Genomic DNA, 16,924 nt, shown 5'->3' with positions numbered 1-16,924 from the left:
CAACATCAACCTCAGTGCATGGCAGGGCAAAGTCAATGTTTACGGCGGATTGGGCAATGATACCATTCAGGCAACCGATAAAGATAATTTGTTGGACGGCGGCGCGGGTGATGACACCTTAACAGGCAACAACGGTAATGATGTTTTAGTCGGCGATACGGGCAACGATAAACTTTATGGCAGAAATGGTGCGGATACCTTAATTGGCGGCGCAGGCAATGACTATTTGGAAGGTGCTTATCAGGGCGATACGTATTCGTTCAGTAAAGGACATGGGCAAGATACGGTTTTGGACAACAGCGGCGGCACTGCGGGTGATGACATTATTCGATTTGAAGACGTGTTATTCGATGAAATCTTTTTGGAACGTGTCGGCAATGATTTAACGGTGTTGAATGGTCAAACCGGTGATAAATTAACGGTGCAGAATTCATTCAGCAATCCAAATTACCAAATCGAAACGTGGCAGTTTGCCGATAAAACGCTGGAAATGCAGCAGTTGCTGGCAAATGCGCATTGGGTGGCGTAGGTGCGGATAATCCAATAAGCCCCAATAAGCATCTATCAATAAAAGGCTGCCTGAAAGTTTCAGGCAGCCTTTTTGTTCAGCCAAACTGCTTTCTTTTTCACTACGCGGTAATCCGAAACAATCAAGCCCTATACGGTAAAAACGGAGATGAAAAAGAGTAGGTTATGGCTTTTCTCTCTGAAAAAATAGTAGTACAGATATAAGTGTTTGCTTTTCAGGCAGCCTGAAACAGATTAGAACAGTGATTCAGGCTGCCTGAATAGCAGTGTTAATCTGCGGAGGCAGTAAAGCAATTCTTTATTTAAAATGGCGGCGTATCGGGAAATACACCGCATTTTGGTTTGTGATAACACTCTTTTAATGTAATGCTGTCTGCTGCTCATGCTTTCGGATTGAATCAATCGGCTCAAATCGCCCTGTCTGAAAATAAATCAATTTTCGTTTGTGCAGACATGTTTTCTAAATACGTCAATACGGGTTTTTGCCAATCAACGCCTTTAACCATGCTTAAATTGCGTAAAATAGGGAACAGCAAAATATCTTCCATACTGAAAACACCATTGGTTGCTTCGGGCGAGTGAATTAAATCTGCTAAATCAATTAAATCAGCGTTGATTTTGGCGAGATATTGCGCTGAATTTTTTAGATTTTCAGAAAAATCACCAATATACGCAGTTTTTTTATTGACGAAATAAGCAATGGCGGATTGTGTGGCAAACTCGGCTAAATTCAATTGCACGCAACGCGGCATTATCAACCGATTTTGATATTCGTTTATTTCTGCCAGCCACGCTTCAATTTCAGGACGAACATTTTCAGGCAGCCGACTACCGGCTTGTTGTGTTGCTGTTGCATTATCCACAAAACGCACGATATCCAAACTTTCGCCCATAGCTGTGCCATCGGCTTTAACGAGGATAGGCACCATTTTTTTACCGATTAAGCCCACAGGTGTGGATTCATCGTCATTCAGCAAAATAATATGTTCAAAATCAATATTGTGCCAACCGAAAATCATGCGGGCACGGGTGCAGTAGGGGCAGTGGTCGTAGGTGTAGAGTTTCATGAGGGATTAACCTTTAAATTAGGTAAAACGGAAAGTAAAAGAGTAACACAAAGTGGTTTCATGTTTTGCAATAATCGAAACCGCAGATAGATTTTGTCTATTTATATACATCAATAAATTCAACGATATAACAAATAAACTGTTGGTTCTGGTAATATTTCATCTATTTATGTACGTATAAAATATTCAGGCTGCCTGAAAAACGTTTCAAGCCGCTGAAAACGCCATTAAACAACCAGAAAATATTATGAAAACCGCAGAACTTCGCTCTCGCTTCCTTCAATTTTTTGAACAGAACGGTCATCAGATTGTACCGTCTTCATCGCTTGTGCCGCCGCAAGATGATAAAACTTTATTGTTTACCAATGCTGGCATGAATCAATTTAAAGACGTGTTTTTGGGCTTTGATAAACGCCCGTATCACCGTGCGGTCTCTTCGCAAAAATGCGTTCGCGCGGGCGGCAAGCACAATGACTTAGAAAACGTTGGTTACACCGCACGGCATCATACTTTTTTTGAGATGTTGGGTAATTTCAGTTTTGGCGATTATTTTAAACGCGATGCCTTGCGGTTTGCATGGACATTTCTCACCGCACCCGAATGGCTGAACCTGCCCAAAGACAAATTGCTGGCAACAGTGTATGCCGAAGACGATGAAGCCTATGATATTTGGCTAAACGAAATTGGTTTGCCCGCCGAAAAAATCATTCGCATCGGCGACAACAAAGGCAGCCGTTATGCTTCTGATAATTTTTGGCAAATGGGCGATACCGGACCTTGCGGACCGTGTTCTGAAATTTTCTATGATCACGGCGCGGATATTTGGGGCGGACCGCCCGGCAGTGACGAAGAAGACGGTGACCGCTTTATCGAAATTTGGAATTGCGTATTTATGCAATTTAACCGTGATGAAGCCGGCGTGATGCACCCGCTGCCCAAACCATCGGTGGATACCGGCATGGGTTTGGAACGGATTGCCGCCGTGTTGCAGCATGTTCACAGCAATTATGAAATTGACTTATTTGTGAACCTGCTTAAAGCCGCTGCCCGCGAAACGGGTGTGCCGTACAACCAAAATACCCCCAGCCTCAAAGTGATTGCCGACCATATTCGCGCTTGTTCATTTTTGATTGCCGATGGCGTGCTGCCGAGCAATGAAGGACGCGGTTATGTGTTGCGGCGTATTATTCGTCGTGCGGTGCGGCATGGTTATAAATTGGGTCAAAATCAACCGTTTTTTCATAAATTGGTTGCCGATTTGGCGCAGGAAATGGGCGGTGCTTATCCCGAATTAAAAGACAAACAAGCGCAGATTACCGAAACCTTAAAGCACGAAGAAAGCCGCTTTGCCCAAACACTGGAAACAGGCATGAGTCTGTTGGAAGAAGCCTTGGCAGACGGCGGCAAGCATTTGCCAGGTGAGGTAATTTTTAAGCTTTACGACACTTACGGATTTCCTTACGACCTCACTGCTGATATTGCCCGTGAGCGCGGCATCACGCTGGACGAAGCAGGTTTTGAACGTGAAATGGACGCTCAGCGCGCCCGTGCCCGTGCCGCTCAAAATTTTAAAGCCAACGCCCAGTTGGCATACGACGGCGCAGACAGTGAATTCAAAGGTTACTCCGAGCGAGAAACACAAGCCAAAGTATTGGCATTGTATTGTGATGGCGAAGCCGTCAATGAATTGAAAGAAGGCGACATTGGCGCGGTGGTTATTGACAAAACACCGTTTTATGCAGAATCGGGCGGGCAAGTAGGCGATGTGGGTTACATCGAAACCAACAATAATCGTTTTGAAGTGCGTGATACCCAGAAAATCAAAGCGGCAGTAAGCGGACAATTCGGCATCATGGTTTCAGGCAGCCTGAAAGTAGGCGACACCGTGTGTGCTCACATTGACAATGACATACGCGATGCCAATATGCGCAATCACAGTGCCACCCATTTAATGCACCGCGCTTTGCGTGATGTATTGGGTGCACACGTAGAACAAAAAGGTTCTTTGGTTACTGCCGAGCGTACCCGCTTTGATTTTTCACATCAGCAAGCAGTAACCGCCGCTGAAATTGCCGAAGTTGAAAACCGCGTTAATCGTGCGGTATTGGCAAATATTGCCGTGTGCGCCGAGCACATGAGCTTTGACGATGCGATTGCCGCCGGTGCAATGGCGTTATTCGGTGAAAAATACGGCGATACCGTGCGCGTTTTGAGCATGGGCGAATTTTCTACCGAATTGTGCGGCGGCACACACGTGAGCCGTACCGGCGACATTGGCTTATTCAAAATTGTGTCTGAAAGCGGCATTGCCGCGGGCGTGCGCCGCATTGAGGCAGTAACCGGTTTAAACGCCTTGCGTTTGGTGCAAGAGCAGGAAAATTTAATTAAACAAACCGTGTCTGAACTCAAAGCACAAACCCCGCAGGATATTTTGCCGAAAATTCAGGCAGCCCAAGTAAACAGCCGACTGCTGGAAAAAGCCCTCAGCACAGCCAAAACCGAGCTGGCGAAACACGCCGGTGCGGCATTGCTGAATGAGGCAGTCAGCATCGGTGCGGTACGTTTAATCGCTAAACAATTAAACGATACCGACAGTAACGCCATGCGTGAAATTGCCGCAGATTTAAGCGGCAAAGGCGACAATATCGTTGTGCTGCTGGCAGCAGTGAATGACGGCAAAATCGCTTTAACAGCCGCCGTCTCCAAAGCCTTATCCAAAACCGTAAAAGCGGGCGATTTGGTAAAACACGCAGCGGAACAAGTCGGCGGAAAAGGCGGCGGCAGACCTGATTTAGCACAAGCAGGCGGCACGGAGATTGACAGGCTACCTGAAATGTTGGCGGGAGTGGCGGCGTGGGTGAACGAACGGGTGTGATTCACTAAGAAAGCAATAACGGGCAGAGTGGATAATCTGCTCGTTATTGTCTATGATAGATGCGATTTAATATTTTAAGGGGATGAAAATGATTAATGATGATTTGAGTAAAATTAAAGGAGATTTGCAATCTCTGATTGAAAAAATTAAGCAACAAAGTAATCTTAATGATTAACTAGGAAATCAGTTAGGGTTAAGTCGATACAATTTAATTACGGATACGCAATCTATTGTAAATACAATAGAGATGATTGAGCAATCTGATTTTAATATTGGTGATTTAAGTGATAATGATGCTGCAACAATAAATAACTATGCAGCTGTTTTTCAGAATTTTGAGTATTTAGTTAATCAAATAAATAGCAATCCCCCTCAAAGTGTGCTTACTTATATACTCACTTTACAAAATTTACAAAAAACACTGGAACGAGTTTTCAAAATTGATATTCGTGCCGAAAACATAAAAAAACAAAAAGAAATAAATAAAAATTTAACTAGCATGGAAGCTAAGTTAAAAGGATGCGAAGAGCGGTTTGCTTCATTAGAATCAATGTTGATTCGTATTGAGAAAGCGAATAAAGCTGCGGAAGAATTACCTATAGATTTAGAAGAGTTGGCAAAAGCGCGGACAGAAATTGCTGAGATTGCTGATGAAGTAAAGCGTGATCAAAGTGAGATTACACAAATAAAAGAAGACAGTAATGAAATTGATAGGAAGTTAAAAGGAATTAATGAATCCGCTGAATTAACTCTTGAAAAATGTAAGAACCCATGTTCAAAAAAAATTCTTAATAAAATCATATGATGTCAAAAAACGACTCAATCATCGCCCATTGGCTATCTGTCAAATCACTCGGGTACATAAAGGATTACCTACTATCTTGGTTTATCTGCTAATTATACGCCATATGATTTTATTAAGAATTTTTTGAATATTGGTTCTTAAATATTATTGAACATAGGTTCTAATACTGCTCTGGCATCAGCAACCAGTGTAGGCTTAGCAAAATCATTCTCAGAGCGTGCTAAAGAATTAAAAACATCAATATGGTGGTGGGTGGGTTTCTTGGTAGGAGCATTATCATCTGCACTTTTCCTGAGTATACGGCGTGCATCAGAATTATCAGAATTGTTTAAATTACCTAATATTACAACAGGATTGATTGGTCTTCATTTTCTAACTTCGATTGTATTAATTGGCGCACCTGTCTGGTTTGCATGGCTGGCAACCAGACAAATTGGAAAGCGGTTTAAGCTTGCTGAAGATTATGCTTTTAAAGCAGCAACCGCACAAGCCTATGAAGGCTTTCGCCGCGAAGCAGAAAATATTAATAAAGACATGAGTAGCCAATTATTGACATCCTTTTTAACTCGTTTTGATGAATCGCCTTTACGTTTAATGGAAAAAGAAAATCACGGCAGTCCTTTGCACGAAGTAACGAAAGGATTCCTCAAAAAGAAAATATCACCTGCTAAACAAATTGTTGCGGAAAAAACTGAGGAAAATAGCTCATCAGAGGCTACCTGAAACAAATAAATAAGTATTAATAAACTTTATTTTCTACCTACGAAACGATTTGGTGTGCTTTCATGTTATGAGCTGCGTTTAGCTTTAAACGTCAAGCTCCCATTAAATTCTGCTGCTATTCAGATAAATTTGGTGATGTATTCCTAATAAATAGAAAAATAAAAAACAATTTTACAGGAAACCCGTTGAAATTCTACAACTGAATAAAATAAATAACGTAAATAAGCAATTCTTTGGAATAAATTTTGTTTTATGATAATATTTCAACTTCTTTTATTAAAAATCTTACTGCCTGTATGGCAGCAACAAGTGTAAATAAACCATGCTGAATATCTACAACACCTTAACCCGCGAAAAAGAACGGTTCACACCATTAGATGAAAAACAGGTACGCATGTATGTGTGTGGCATGACAGTGTACGATTATTGTCATTTGGGTCATGCGCGGGTAATGGTGGTGTTTGATGTGGTAACGCGCTGGCTGCGTACCTTGGGCTATCCGCTCACTTATGTGCGCAACATCACCGATATTGACGACAAAATCATCGCCCGTGCCGCCGAACGCGGCATGTCAATTAACGAGCTCACCGATTTTTTTATTCAAGCCATGAATGAAGATGCGGCGGCGTTGGGTGTGGAAAAACCGGATTTTGAGCCGCGCGCCACCGTTCATATTGAACAAATGATTGCATTGATTGAACGCTTGATTGGCAATGGCAAGGCGTATGCGGCGGCTAACGGCGATGTGTATTATGCCGTGCGTGAATTTGCCGCTTACGGGCAATTGTCGGGCAAAAGTTTAGACGATTTGCGCGCAGGTGAACGCGTGGAAGTGGATACCCATAAGCGCGACCCGCTGGACTTTGTGCTGTGGAAAGCCGCCAAACCGAATGAGCCATTTTGGGACAGCCCGTGGGGCAGAGGCCGCCCGGGTTGGCATATTGAATGTTCTGCCATGAGCGAAGATTTGCTGGGCGATACATTCGACATACACGGCGGCGGCGCAGATTTGCAATTTCCGCACCACGAAAACGAAATTGCCCAAAGCTGCGGTGCAAATGAACAGGCACATGCCCGCTGCGGAGAGATGCACGGCAGAACCATTGACAGCCATGTTAAGTATTGGATGCACAACGGCTTTATTCGCGTGGACAATGAAAAAATGTCTAAATCGCTGGGTAATTTTTTCACCATACGCGAGGTGCTGGCACAATACGATTCAGAAGTAGTGCGTTTTTTCATCTTACGCGCCCACTATCGCAGCCCTTTGAATTACTCCGATGCGCATTTGGACGATGCCAAAGGTGCGCTGACCCGTTTATACACGGCATTAAAAAATACACCGCCAGCCGAAGTTGCTGTTGATGAAAACAGCAGCGATTACAGCCGTCGGTTTTTCGCCGCCATGAACGATGATTTCGGCACTGCCGAAGCGGTGGCGGTATTGTTTGAGTTGGCAAACGATGTCAACAAAAGCAGAGACCCGCAATTGTCAGGCTGCCTGAAAGCCTTGGGCGGTTTGTTGGGCTTGCTGCAACGCGACCCCGCCGCCTTTTTGCAAGCGGACTTGGGCAGTGTTGCAGACGGCTTAAACAACGAAGCAATTGACGCATTAATCAGCCAACGCCAAGCCGCACGCGCCGCCAAAAACTGGGCAGAATCCGATCGCATTCGCGATGAGTTGGCAGCGGCGGGAATTGTGCTGGAAGACGGTGCAGGCGGAACGACTTGGCGGCGCGGGTAAGAAGTGTATGCTGGTTTATCAATGGTTTCCTCGCTCGTTTGGGATGAAACCGCACATTCAAAATGTGATTGATTGTTTTGAAGTGCTTTGATTAAATCAACGCCAAACGACATTGTTATTTGCACATTTTTTCCGAAAATCAGCCTGCTTTAGACACACTTTAAACACCGATTAAACGTTCATTTAATCGGTGTTTTTATTCTGGTTTAAATATTAACAATTTAATCGTTTTTACGCCATTTTCATTAAAATCTCGAAGGTGGCAACAAAACCGATTGCATTTAAATAACATACTCCACCATCTCCGGTAGGCGAAATACCGTGAGTTGGCGCGGATATAACCACACGGTTTGTCCGATTTGCAGAGCCAGTTGGCGAAACTCAATCGGTGCTAAAACAGCATGCAGCGGTTTTTCTCTGCCTGCTATGTTCAAGGTTACGCGCACTTGCGGACCAATGGCGTGAATATCCTCAATACAGGCAGCGGCAATGGTGTTGCCTGTATGCTCGGGCAGTAATGCCAATTCATGCGGACGCACATACACCGTTACGTTTTGGCGTTCATCGGCGCGCTCAGACATCGGCTCGCGGTAATCACCAATATGCAATTCACCCCGTTCAATACGGGCATTGTCAAACATATTCACTTCGCCCAGAAATTCGGTTACAAACACATTACAAGGGCGTTGATACAGCGTTTCACTGCTGCCTATTTGTTCGATTTTGCCGTGGTTCATTACCACGATTTCATCAGCCATTTCCAAGGCTTCTTCTTGGTCGTGTGTCACCAAAATGCTGGTAATACCCAAAGTGTGGTGGATTTCACGCAGCCAATAACGCAGCTCTTTACGTACTTTGGCGTCTAATGCACCAAAGGGTTCGTCCAGCAGCAACAATTTCGGCTCGGTAGCCAAAGCACGTGCCAAGGCAATGCGCTGGCGTTGCCCACCAGATAATTGCGATGGATAGGCTTTACTTCGCCAGTCCAATTGCACCAATTTCAGTAATTCATGTACACGCGCATCAATTTCTGCTTTATTCGGGCGTTTGCTGCGCGGCAACACTTGCAGACCAAAAGCCACATTGTCAAATACATTCATGTGCCGAAACAGTGCATAGTGCTGAAACATAAAGCCCACTTTGCGTTCGCGTACATGTTTGCCGCTCACTTCTTCGTTGTCGAAGAAAATTTTGCCGCTGTCGGCTTGCTCCAAACCGGCAATAATGCGCAGCAAAGTGGTTTTGCCACAGCCGGACGGACCGAGTAAAGCAGTCAGCGAGCCGGTAGGAACTTGCAGGTTGATGTCAGACAGGGCGTGGAAACCGCCAAAATGTTTTTCCAAATGTTCGATGCGGATACTCATATCGTTACTCAATTGTGTGTTTCAGGCAGCCTTAAGATGCCTGTACATCTTGTTTAGCAGCTTCCCATTGACGCTGTTGATGCCAATTCAGGAAATTTTGCAATACCAAAGTGAATAAAGCCAATAGTGCCAAAAGGCTGGAAATGGCAAATGCCGCAACAAAGTTGTATTCGTTGTACAAAATTTCCACTTGCAGCGGCATGGTGTTGGTTTCTCCGCGAATATGACCGGATACCATGCTTACCGCACCGAATTCGCCCATGGCACGGGCATTGGTTAAGATAATGCCGTACAGCAACGCCCATTTGATGTTGGGTAAGGTTACGCGCCAAAACATTTTCCAACCGCCTGCACCCAGAATCAAAGCAGCCTGTTCTTCGCTGTCGCCTTGTGCTTGCATCAGCGGAATCAGTTCGCGAGCCACAAACGGAAAGGTTACAAACAGCGTGGCCAATACCATGCCCGGCAAGGCAAAAATTACCTGAATACCGTGTGTTTCCAGCCAGCCGCCCATCAGGCTGTGTGCTCCAAACAGTAGCACAAACATCAAGCCCGCGACAACGGGCGACACAGAAAACGGCAAATCCAGCAGTGTGGTAAGCAATTGCTTGCCGCGAAAATCAAAACGCGTAACCAGCCAGGCAATGGCAATACCCATAACCGCATTTATCGGCACCACCACCGCTGCAATCAGCAAAGTCAGCTTAATCGCCGACAAGGCTTCCCGATCGGTAAGTGCTGCTGCATACAAATTCCAGCCTTTCTCTAAGGCAAACCAGAAAATGGACACCAACGGTATCACCAGCACCAACCCCAAAAAACACAAAGCCACAGCAATCAGCAATCGGCGTATCCAGCGCGGTTCAATAATCAGCTCATTGGTTTTGGCTGCACTCATCTTAGTAGCGTCCTTGTGCACGGCGGCTCAGATGCCATTGCCATAAATTTAATGAAAATAAAACAGCAAACGAAATCAACAGCATGAATAAAGCCACTGCCGATGCGCCCTGAATATCAAACAATTCAAATTTACCGGCAATAATCAACGGCAGAATCTCCGATTTAAACGGGATATTCCCCGCGATAAAAATCACTGAACCATATTCGCCGGTGGCACGGGCAAATGCCATACCCGCGCCCATCACCAAAGCCGGCATAATCTCAGGCAGCATCACACGGCGAACAACTGTCAAGCGCGGTGCACCCAATGTGGCAGCGGCTTCTTCATACTCGCTCGATAATTCTTCCAATACCGGCTGCACCGCACGCACAATAAACGGCAAGCTCACCACAACCAAAGCTATCCAAATACCCAGCGGCGTGAACGCCACTTTAATACCGAATGGCGCTAACCATTTGCCAAGCCAGCCATTGGGTGCGTATAAAGCAGCCAATGCCACGCCGGTTACTGCGGTGGGCAAAGCAAACGGTAAATCCACCAGTGCATTGACAACGCCTTTGCCCCAAAAATTGTAACGCACCAAAATCCACGCCACCAAAGTGCCGAATACCGCATTGGTGAACGTGGCATAAAACGAAATACGTAAAGTCAGCCACACCGCAGACAAGGTACGCGGTTCAGTGATGATGCCGGCAAAATTTTGCCAGCCCATATCGGTTACGGTCAGCACCAACATCACGAACGGCAGCAATACCAGCAGCGATAATGTGAAAATACTGATGCCTAAGCTCAACCGAAAACCCGGCAGCACGGTTCGGCGTTTTAATAACAACATAAATGTCTTTCAGGCAGCCTGATGAAATGTATTTGGTGCGGTTGCCACAACACCAATATTTTTTTGATCACTGCATGCAGCCAAAATCAATATGACCGCTACAGCGAAACTTGCTGATGATTGTTTTCGCGGCAATATCGGGTGCAAAAAAGACATAATGGGTTTTCCGTGAATTGATTTTGAGATGCAAACAATATAAAGACCCTGTTGGATTTTGAGAAAGAATAAATATTTGTATGCAAAGAAGCAGCGGTTATATCGCATATTATTCATCGCTGTATCGCGCAGATGAAATCGTATGGTGATGTTTATGTTATAGTTACGCTCTAAGCAACGCATATTGATTATGCTACCAGATCAATGGTCGCTGGAATACGATACCATTCACGGTGCTGCTTGACCAAACCAAGGGCAAGTTTGTTTAATTTCGCCGAAAATGTCTGCTGTTTGGTGTCGGCGAACGAGTCAGAAAACAAGAAACCGATTTTATTTGTGTGTTTGCAGTAAACCATTGGTGTGATGTTTGTACCAAACTGAATGGCTGCTGTTCCTTTTATTTTGAAAATTGTTTTTGTTAAATGTGATGAATTATGACAAACAGCAAAATCCAAGTTATCCGCCCCGATATTCGCGCCATGAGTGCCTACCGTGTTGCTGAAGTGCCGCCTGATTTTATTAAACTGGACGCAATGGAAAGCCCGTATGACTACCCCAACGAGCTGAAAGCGCAATTGGGTCAAATTCTGGCAGATGTGCCGGTTCGGCTGTATCCGCATGTGTCGCATTGTGATTTGCTGCCGCTGTTGCACCAAACACAGGGCATTCCCGAAACGGCGGCGGTGGCTTTAGGCAATGGTTCGGACGAATTAATTGAAAAACTAACCTTGCTGGTTGCCAAACCCGACGCCAAAGTGCTGGCAGCAACGCCGTCATTTGTGATGTATCGCGTGAATGCAGAACTTTTTGGCATGGAATTTGTCGGTGTGCCTCTGCGTGATGATTTCACCATGAATTTAGATGCCATGCTTGCCGCCGTTGAAACACATCAACCGGCATTGGTATTTATTGCGTACCCGAATAATCCCACAGGCGGGCGGTTTGCCCGTGAAAAAGTAGAGGCGATTATTCAGGCAGCCTCGGGTTTGGTGGTGGTGGACGAAGCCTACGGTGCATTTTCTTCGGATACTTTCTTGCCGCAAGCAGGCGCAGTGGAAAATTTAATTGTCTTGCGAACCATGAGCAAAATTGGTTTTGCCGGTTTGCGCATTGGTTATGCCTGCGGTGCGGCGGCGGTGATTGATGAATTAAAAAAAATCATCGCCCCTTATAATATGAATCAATTGAGTTTGGCGGCAGCGGCATTTGCGCTGAATTACACGCCGTTTATTGCCGAAAATATCAGCAAACTCAAGGCAGAGCGTGAACGCATGCGTACTGCTTTGCGATCCTATCCTTGTGTGCGTGATTTTGCCTCAGAAGCTAATTTTCTGACCATACGCGTACCCGATGCACAAATCTTGTTTGATTGCTTATATCATCATAAAATTCTGATTAAAAATTTGCACGGCACACATCCTTTATTAAACCAATGTGTGCGCATAACCATAGGCTTGCCTGAGCAAAACCAAGCCGTGCTGCGGGTTATCGATGAACTTTACGGGAAACAATAATATGCGCACAGCCGTTGTCAGCCGCCATACCGCGGAAACCCAAATTACCGTGTCGATTAATTTAGACGGCAGCGGTGTGGGGCGTTTTGATACCGGTGTTCCTTTTTTGGAGCACATGCTGGATCAAATCAGCCGTCATGGTTTGATTGATTTGGAAATTGCCGCACGCGGCGACACACACATTGACGACCATCACACGGTAGAAGACATCGGCATTACTTTGGGACAAGCCCTCAAACAGGCATTGGGCGATAAAATCGGCATTAACCGCTACGGACACAGCTATGTACCGCTTGATGAAGCACTCAGCCGTGTGGTATTGGATTTATCCGGCCGCCCGGGTTTAAGTTATCATGTGGCGTTTACCCGCGCCCAAATCGGGCAGTTTGACGTGGATTTATTCAGCGAATTTTTTCACGGCTTGGTCAATCACAGCATGATGACTTTGCATATTGATAATTTACGCGGCGACAATGCGCATCACCAAGCCGAAACCATTTTCAAAGCGTTTGGCCGTGCGCTGCGCATGGCGGTTGCCCATGACGAGCGCATGGTAGGCGTGATGCCTTCTACCAAAGGTACGCTGACGGCGTAAACCAATTTTTTATTGACAGAGAGAACAGCTTCATGCGTATTTTATTAACCGGTTCAAAAGGACAAATCGGGCAATGTTTTAAAAACAGGCTGCCTGAAGAATGGGAATTGATTGCCGCCGATTCCAAAACCATGGACATCACCGATGCGCACAATGTGTTGAATATGGTGAAAACCTTTGAGCCTGATGTGATTGTGAATGCTGCGGGATATGCGCATGTTAACCAAGCAGAAAACGAAGTTGCCAGAGCGTTTGCAGTCAATGCACAAGGCACACAAAATTTAGCGGCGGCGGCAAAAGCCGTGGGTGCGCGGTTGATTCATCTTTCTACCGAGCAAGTGTTCGACGGACGCCAGAACAGCCCGATTACCGAAACCGTTGCGCCCAATCCGCTGAATGTCTATGGCAAAAGCAAGCTGGCGGGTGAGTTGCTGGCATTGAATACCCATGTTGATACGGTTATTGTGCGTTCATCTTGGGTGTACAGCGAATATGGTGAAAACTTTGCTAAAATTATCTTACGCAATGGTTTGGCACAAAAACATTTGCGCTTGGTTGCCGATCAGGTTATTGCACCGACATACGCGGGCGATTTGGCAAACGCGTTAATTCAAATTATTCAGTCCCATCACTTGATGCATGGTATTTATCATTTTACCGGTCAGCAATTGATGAGTGCCGCTGAATTTGCCGGTCAAATTTTTCAGGCAGCCGCTGTTAAAGACAAGGCTTATACTGATGTGGTGATTGAGCCGATCTCAATTACCGATAACGACAATACCAAAAGCCCGCCTTACACCGTATTGGACAACAGTCTGCTACGCGGCTTGTTATCAGAACCGATTGCCGATACCCCGATTAAATGGGCAGTGGAGCAATTGTTATCGGCATAAAATATCGGCAAATATTTGTGTGGCGGCTACCGGTTACAGAACATAACGGGAACAAGCATTTTGATTATTTTGCTTGTTCCGTTTTTTATGATGTACATTGGCAAGCAATCATATATTTGCACAATCCACTATTATGATGCTGAGTTGTAAGCAATAGATTACTAAGCTATTTGCGGCAATGCAGTAAGTTTCTTAATATTTTGGCTGTTTATTTGATGAATGAAAAGAAAATGGTAAAACAGCAAATCCTGCAAAAAATGGCGTTGTCAGCGTGGCTGGCTTTGTTGCTGGTGAATTTGGGTTGGGAATGGTTGTTCGCGCCTTTGCGGGCAGGCGGCTCTTGGTTGTTGCTGTTGAAAGTTGTTCCCTTGCTGTTGCCGTTAGCGGGTTTGCTGAAAAATAAAATTTATACTTACCAATATTGCAGTTTATTGGTGCTGTTTTATGTAGCGGAAGGCGTGGTGCGCTTGTTTGATAATAACATCAACAGCCGAATTTGTGCGGCGGCTTCTTTTGTGTGTGCGGCGGCATTTTTTATTTTGGATTTGTGGTATTTGAGTGCGCGGAGAAAAGCATGCGTTTGATCTCTTTCGGTAATGTTTTGCTGAAAAAACAGCTGCCTGAAAGCATAGTGTGGTGGTTGGCAATGTTGTTGCTGTGCATTGCGCCGTTTTTGTCTGATTGGCGTATTGGTCCGATTTCCGGATTTTATTTGGAAACGGCTTCTTTGTATTTTGCTTTGTGCTTAACACTGATGACAGTATTGACTCAAACCCGAAGTATTGTGTTGCCTAAAGCATGTGTTTATTGGCTGATGCTGGTGGTTTTGCTGGTATTTCAAGCACGGTTAATGTCCTTGCCTTATGCAGAACAATCGGATTTAACGGCGATAATATTGTTGATTATGGCGTTATTGGCTTACGTTTGCCGTATTTGGGTGCAAAGAATCGGGCAAATAAATGCGGTGCGTATTTTGGCGTGGGCTCTGCTTATTGGTGCTTTGCTGCAAGGCGTGGTGTGTGTGCTACAATTTATTGGCTTTTCATCACCGTTTATTTCCGCACCGCCCAGTCCGCATTATGTATATGGACAATTGGGACAGCGCAATCACCTTGGGCATTATTTGATGTGGGGTGTATTGGCTTTGTGTTACTTATGGCATGAACGCCAATTGCCGCAATGGTTGGCCATGCTGTTGCTGGTGTGTTTAACAGCGGTTTTGGGCTTGTTGGGCTCGCGCACTATTTTGCTGTATGTAACGGCAATCGGTGTCTCAATGGCTTTCTGGCGTTGGCGCGGCGGCAGAGAAGTCAATCGCCAAATTGCGATTGTGGCGGTGGCTTTGGCTTTGGTGCTGCTGTTTCAATTTATACTCAGCCCGCTTGTGGAGTGGTTGTTTCATATTGATTACCAATCGGGTGCGGAGCGCATGGAGCAGGGCGGATTTACACAATCAGGCCGCGCCTTTGAGTGGAAAAAAGCATGGCATATTTTCTTGTCTGCACCTTGGTTTGGTTACGGTTGGGGCAGCTATGCCTACCAAGGTTTTCTGGATACTTCCGTTTATGCCAAAGAATTTCGGCTGTATGAAAATGGCGTGTTATTCACCCACAGCCACAATTTGATTTTGAATTTACTGGCAGAAATGGGGTTGGTCGGCACCATTCTGATAGTGGGCGGTTTTGTGTGGGTGGTATGCGGATTTTTCAGGCAGCCTGTCTGCGCCGCTTCCATGATGATGATGAGCATTCTGCTGGTAACCTTGTGCCACAGTTTATTGGAATATCCTTTGTGGTATGTGTATTTCTTAGCGGTGTTTGTGGTGGTGATGTCCTTATCGCCTTTGTCTGAAAAAGAAAAGAATAAAGCGGCGAAGCCATACCCGAAGATGCTGCGTTATTCGCTTGTGGTATTGAGTATTTTGTTGATAGCGGGCATCAGCAAAACCTTGCTGGATTATGGTGATTTACTTGAGATGCGCATCAAGACGGGAGCGCAGTTTACTCAGCAAGAAGCCGAAAAAATGCGTAAACAAAGTTATTTTTTGCGCTATTACACCGATATGTCAATTGTGAACAGTGTCAATAATATGCAAACCGCATTGCCGTTGTGGGCGGCTGAACCGGTTGCTTTGGCGGCGCATTACCGCCCGTTTAACAACACCTATATACATGGTTTGTATTTGGCGCAAACGGGCGAAATTGCTCAAGCCAAAGATTGGGCAAAACAAATGGCACATTATTACCCGGGCAAAATTCCCGGATTTTTGATTAAAACCGCTGCCGTTAAAAATGTCGCAGCCAATTCAAATGATGAAACTTTATCGCAAACATTGCGCATTGAATGTTATCGCTATCAATCTTTAAGCACCGCTGCTTTGAATTGTACGGCGGGCGGTAAAGAGAGCAAGAAATAAGGCTTAGACAGATTATTCTGCTCTTCGTGATAGCTGTTTTTGGTTTTCAGGCAGCCTGATGTATTTCAGGCTGTTTGATATATTTTATTGAGATAAGAAAAAGCCGACTGAAAATATTCAGCCGGCTTTTTTTAAACAGTGATTTGATATAGCTATACTATTATTATTTTCAAAATAAGCAAACATAGCCTGTAAGAAATCCCAGCGTTGTTTACAGTATTTATAGGAAAATACTGCAATGAACATTCATAAAAGAACCCGTTTACTGCCCTATCAGCGTCAAGAAATTTGGCGGCTTTATACAGAAGAAAATATCCGCGTTTCTGATTTGGCGGCTACCTATTGCGTCAGCAGACCCACCATCTATAAAGTCTTGAAAGAAGCGCGGTTACAGGTATTCGTGCCTAAAAACAGCACTAACCGCCGCTTCAAACAAGTTCGTTACGGCATGAAGCGTTTGGCAAAAGTAGAAAAAGCCATTCAAGACAAGCTCAAAGCGCAGGCGCAG

At 45.1% G+C, this 16,924-nt stretch carries 15 protein-coding genes and 1 pseudogene; 11 read left to right on the top strand and 5 right to left on the bottom strand.

From position 1 onward, the window contains the following. Positions 1-529 (top strand): calcium-binding protein (locus Q384_RS08630; protein WP_281174529.1); only part of this gene is annotated, 529 nt, incomplete at its 5' end. Positions 530-935: 406 nt separating this feature from the next. Here the strand turns inward: Q384_RS08630 and grxB are convergent. Further along, positions 936-1,595: a glutaredoxin 2 gene (gene grxB / locus Q384_RS08625; protein WP_037587207.1), complete on the bottom strand. Its 660-nt coding sequence runs from the start codon at positions 1,593-1,595 to the stop codon at positions 936-938. A gap of 247 nt (positions 1,596-1,842) precedes the next feature. Here grxB and alaS point away from each other — a divergent pair, with 247 nt between their 5' ends. From alaS to cysS, 4 genes are all read left to right on the top strand, one after another. Further along, positions 1,843-4,470: an alanine--tRNA ligase gene (gene alaS, locus Q384_RS08620; protein WP_037587206.1), complete on the top strand. Its 2,628-nt coding sequence runs from the start codon at positions 1,843-1,845 to the stop codon at positions 4,468-4,470. A 247-nt stretch (positions 4,471-4,717) separates the two neighbouring features. Continuing rightward, entirely contained in the window at positions 4,718-5,275 is a 558-nt protein-coding gene (locus Q384_RS08615) for a hypothetical protein (protein ID WP_037587205.1), read from the top strand. Positions 5,276-5,422: 147 nt separating this feature from the next. Further along, entirely contained in the window at positions 5,423-5,998 is a 576-nt protein-coding gene (locus Q384_RS08610) for a hypothetical protein (protein WP_156956515.1), read from the top strand. Between the two features lie 322 nt (positions 5,999-6,320). After that, complete coding sequence (gene cysS, locus Q384_RS08605) at positions 6,321-7,742, top strand: cysteine--tRNA ligase (RefSeq protein WP_037587204.1); 1,422 nt, start codon at positions 6,321-6,323, stop codon at positions 7,740-7,742. A gap of 281 nt (positions 7,743-8,023) precedes the next feature. Here cysS and Q384_RS08600 read toward each other — a convergent pair whose 3' ends face one another. The 4 genes from Q384_RS08600 to Q384_RS13350 all read right to left on the bottom strand — a co-directional run bounded on the left by Q384_RS08600 (position 8,024) and on the right by Q384_RS13350 (position 11,453). Next, positions 8,024-9,106 (bottom strand): sulfate/molybdate ABC transporter ATP-binding protein, encoded by a 1,083-nt coding sequence (locus Q384_RS08600; protein WP_037587202.1) that lies wholly within the window; start codon positions 9,104-9,106, stop codon positions 8,024-8,026. Positions 9,107-9,137: 31 nt separating this feature from the next. Further along, on the bottom strand, positions 9,138-10,004 hold the full coding sequence (gene cysW / locus Q384_RS08595; protein ID WP_037587201.1) for a sulfate ABC transporter permease subunit CysW: 867 nt from the start codon (positions 10,002-10,004) through the stop codon (positions 9,138-9,140). 1 nt (position 10,005) lies between these two features. Further along, on the bottom strand, positions 10,006-10,842 hold the full coding sequence (gene cysT, locus Q384_RS08590; protein WP_037587199.1) for a sulfate ABC transporter permease subunit CysT: 837 nt from the start codon (positions 10,840-10,842) through the stop codon (positions 10,006-10,008). A 344-nt stretch (positions 10,843-11,186) separates the two neighbouring features. Then, positions 11,187-11,453 carry a hypothetical protein gene (locus tag Q384_RS13350; RefSeq protein ID WP_156956514.1) on the bottom strand — a complete coding sequence of 89 codons (267 nt, stop codon included), beginning with the start codon at positions 11,451-11,453 and terminating at the stop codon, positions 11,187-11,189. Between Q384_RS13350 and hisC the strand changes: the two genes are divergently transcribed. From hisC to Q384_RS08560, 6 genes and pseudogenes are all read left to right on the top strand, one after another. Then, positions 11,433-12,512 (top strand): histidinol-phosphate transaminase, encoded by a 1,080-nt coding sequence (gene hisC / locus Q384_RS08585; RefSeq protein ID WP_037587198.1) that lies wholly within the window; start codon positions 11,433-11,435, stop codon positions 12,510-12,512. The genes Q384_RS13350 and hisC overlap by 21 nt on opposite strands. Position 12,513: 1 nt before the next feature. Beyond that, positions 12,514-13,107, top strand: coding sequence for an imidazoleglycerol-phosphate dehydratase HisB (hisB, locus tag Q384_RS08580; protein ID WP_037587197.1), 594 nt, complete (start codon positions 12,514-12,516; stop codon positions 13,105-13,107). A 32-nt stretch (positions 13,108-13,139) separates the two neighbouring features. Beyond that, the gene (gene rfbD, locus Q384_RS08575) at positions 13,140-14,000 is read left to right on the top strand and encodes a dTDP-4-dehydrorhamnose reductase (RefSeq protein WP_037587196.1); all 861 of its coding nucleotides are present in this window, start codon (positions 13,140-13,142) and stop codon (positions 13,998-14,000) included. 230 nt (positions 14,001-14,230) lie between these two features. Next, positions 14,231-14,584 carry a DUF2069 domain-containing protein gene (locus tag Q384_RS08570; RefSeq protein ID WP_037587195.1) on the top strand — a complete coding sequence of 118 codons (354 nt, stop codon included), beginning with the start codon at positions 14,231-14,233 and terminating at the stop codon, positions 14,582-14,584. After that, positions 14,575-16,416 (top strand): PglL family O-oligosaccharyltransferase, encoded by a 1,842-nt coding sequence (locus Q384_RS08565; protein WP_051940779.1) that lies wholly within the window; start codon positions 14,575-14,577, stop codon positions 16,414-16,416. Before Q384_RS08570 ends, Q384_RS08565 begins: the two co-directional genes overlap by 10 nt. 238 nt (positions 16,417-16,654) lie before the next feature. Next, positions 16,655-16,924 (top strand): annotated as a pseudogene (locus tag Q384_RS08560) (IS481 family transposase); the annotation flags it as partial.

Origin of the sequence: Stenoxybacter acetivorans DSM 19021 (assembly GCF_000745895.1) — a bacterium.
Classification (GTDB): domain Bacteria; phylum Pseudomonadota; class Gammaproteobacteria; order Burkholderiales; family Neisseriaceae; genus Stenoxybacter; species Stenoxybacter acetivorans.
Note: the sequence above shows the minus strand (reverse complement) of the source record. Positions and strands in the feature narration are given on the sequence as shown.

Coding starts and splice junctions, on each gene's coding strand:
- Q384_RS08615 (WP_037587205.1), top strand. CDS start 4,718: ATGATTGAGCAATCTGATTTTAATATTGGTGATTTAAGTGATAATGAT.
- cysT (WP_037587199.1), bottom strand. CDS start 10,842: ATGTTGTTATTAAAACGCCGAACCGTGCTGCCGGGTTTTCGGTTGAGC.
- grxB (WP_037587207.1), bottom strand. CDS start 1,595: ATGAAACTCTACACCTACGACCACTGCCCCTACTGCACCCGTGCCCGC.
- hisC (WP_037587198.1), top strand. CDS start 11,433: ATGACAAACAGCAAAATCCAAGTTATCCGCCCCGATATTCGCGCCATG.
- rfbD (WP_037587196.1), top strand. CDS start 13,140: ATGCGTATTTTATTAACCGGTTCAAAAGGACAAATCGGGCAATGTTTT.
- cysS (WP_037587204.1), top strand. CDS start 6,321: ATGCTGAATATCTACAACACCTTAACCCGCGAAAAAGAACGGTTCACA.
- Q384_RS08565 (WP_051940779.1), top strand. CDS start 14,575: ATGCGTTTGATCTCTTTCGGTAATGTTTTGCTGAAAAAACAGCTGCCT.
- cysW (WP_037587201.1), bottom strand. CDS start 10,004: ATGAGTGCAGCCAAAACCAATGAGCTGATTATTGAACCGCGCTGGATA.
- Q384_RS08570 (WP_037587195.1), top strand. CDS start 14,231: ATGGTAAAACAGCAAATCCTGCAAAAAATGGCGTTGTCAGCGTGGCTG.
- hisB (WP_037587197.1), top strand. CDS start 12,514: ATGCGCACAGCCGTTGTCAGCCGCCATACCGCGGAAACCCAAATTACC.
- Q384_RS08600 (WP_037587202.1), bottom strand. CDS start 9,106: ATGAGTATCCGCATCGAACATTTGGAAAAACATTTTGGCGGTTTCCAC.
- alaS (WP_037587206.1), top strand. CDS start 1,843: ATGAAAACCGCAGAACTTCGCTCTCGCTTCCTTCAATTTTTTGAACAG.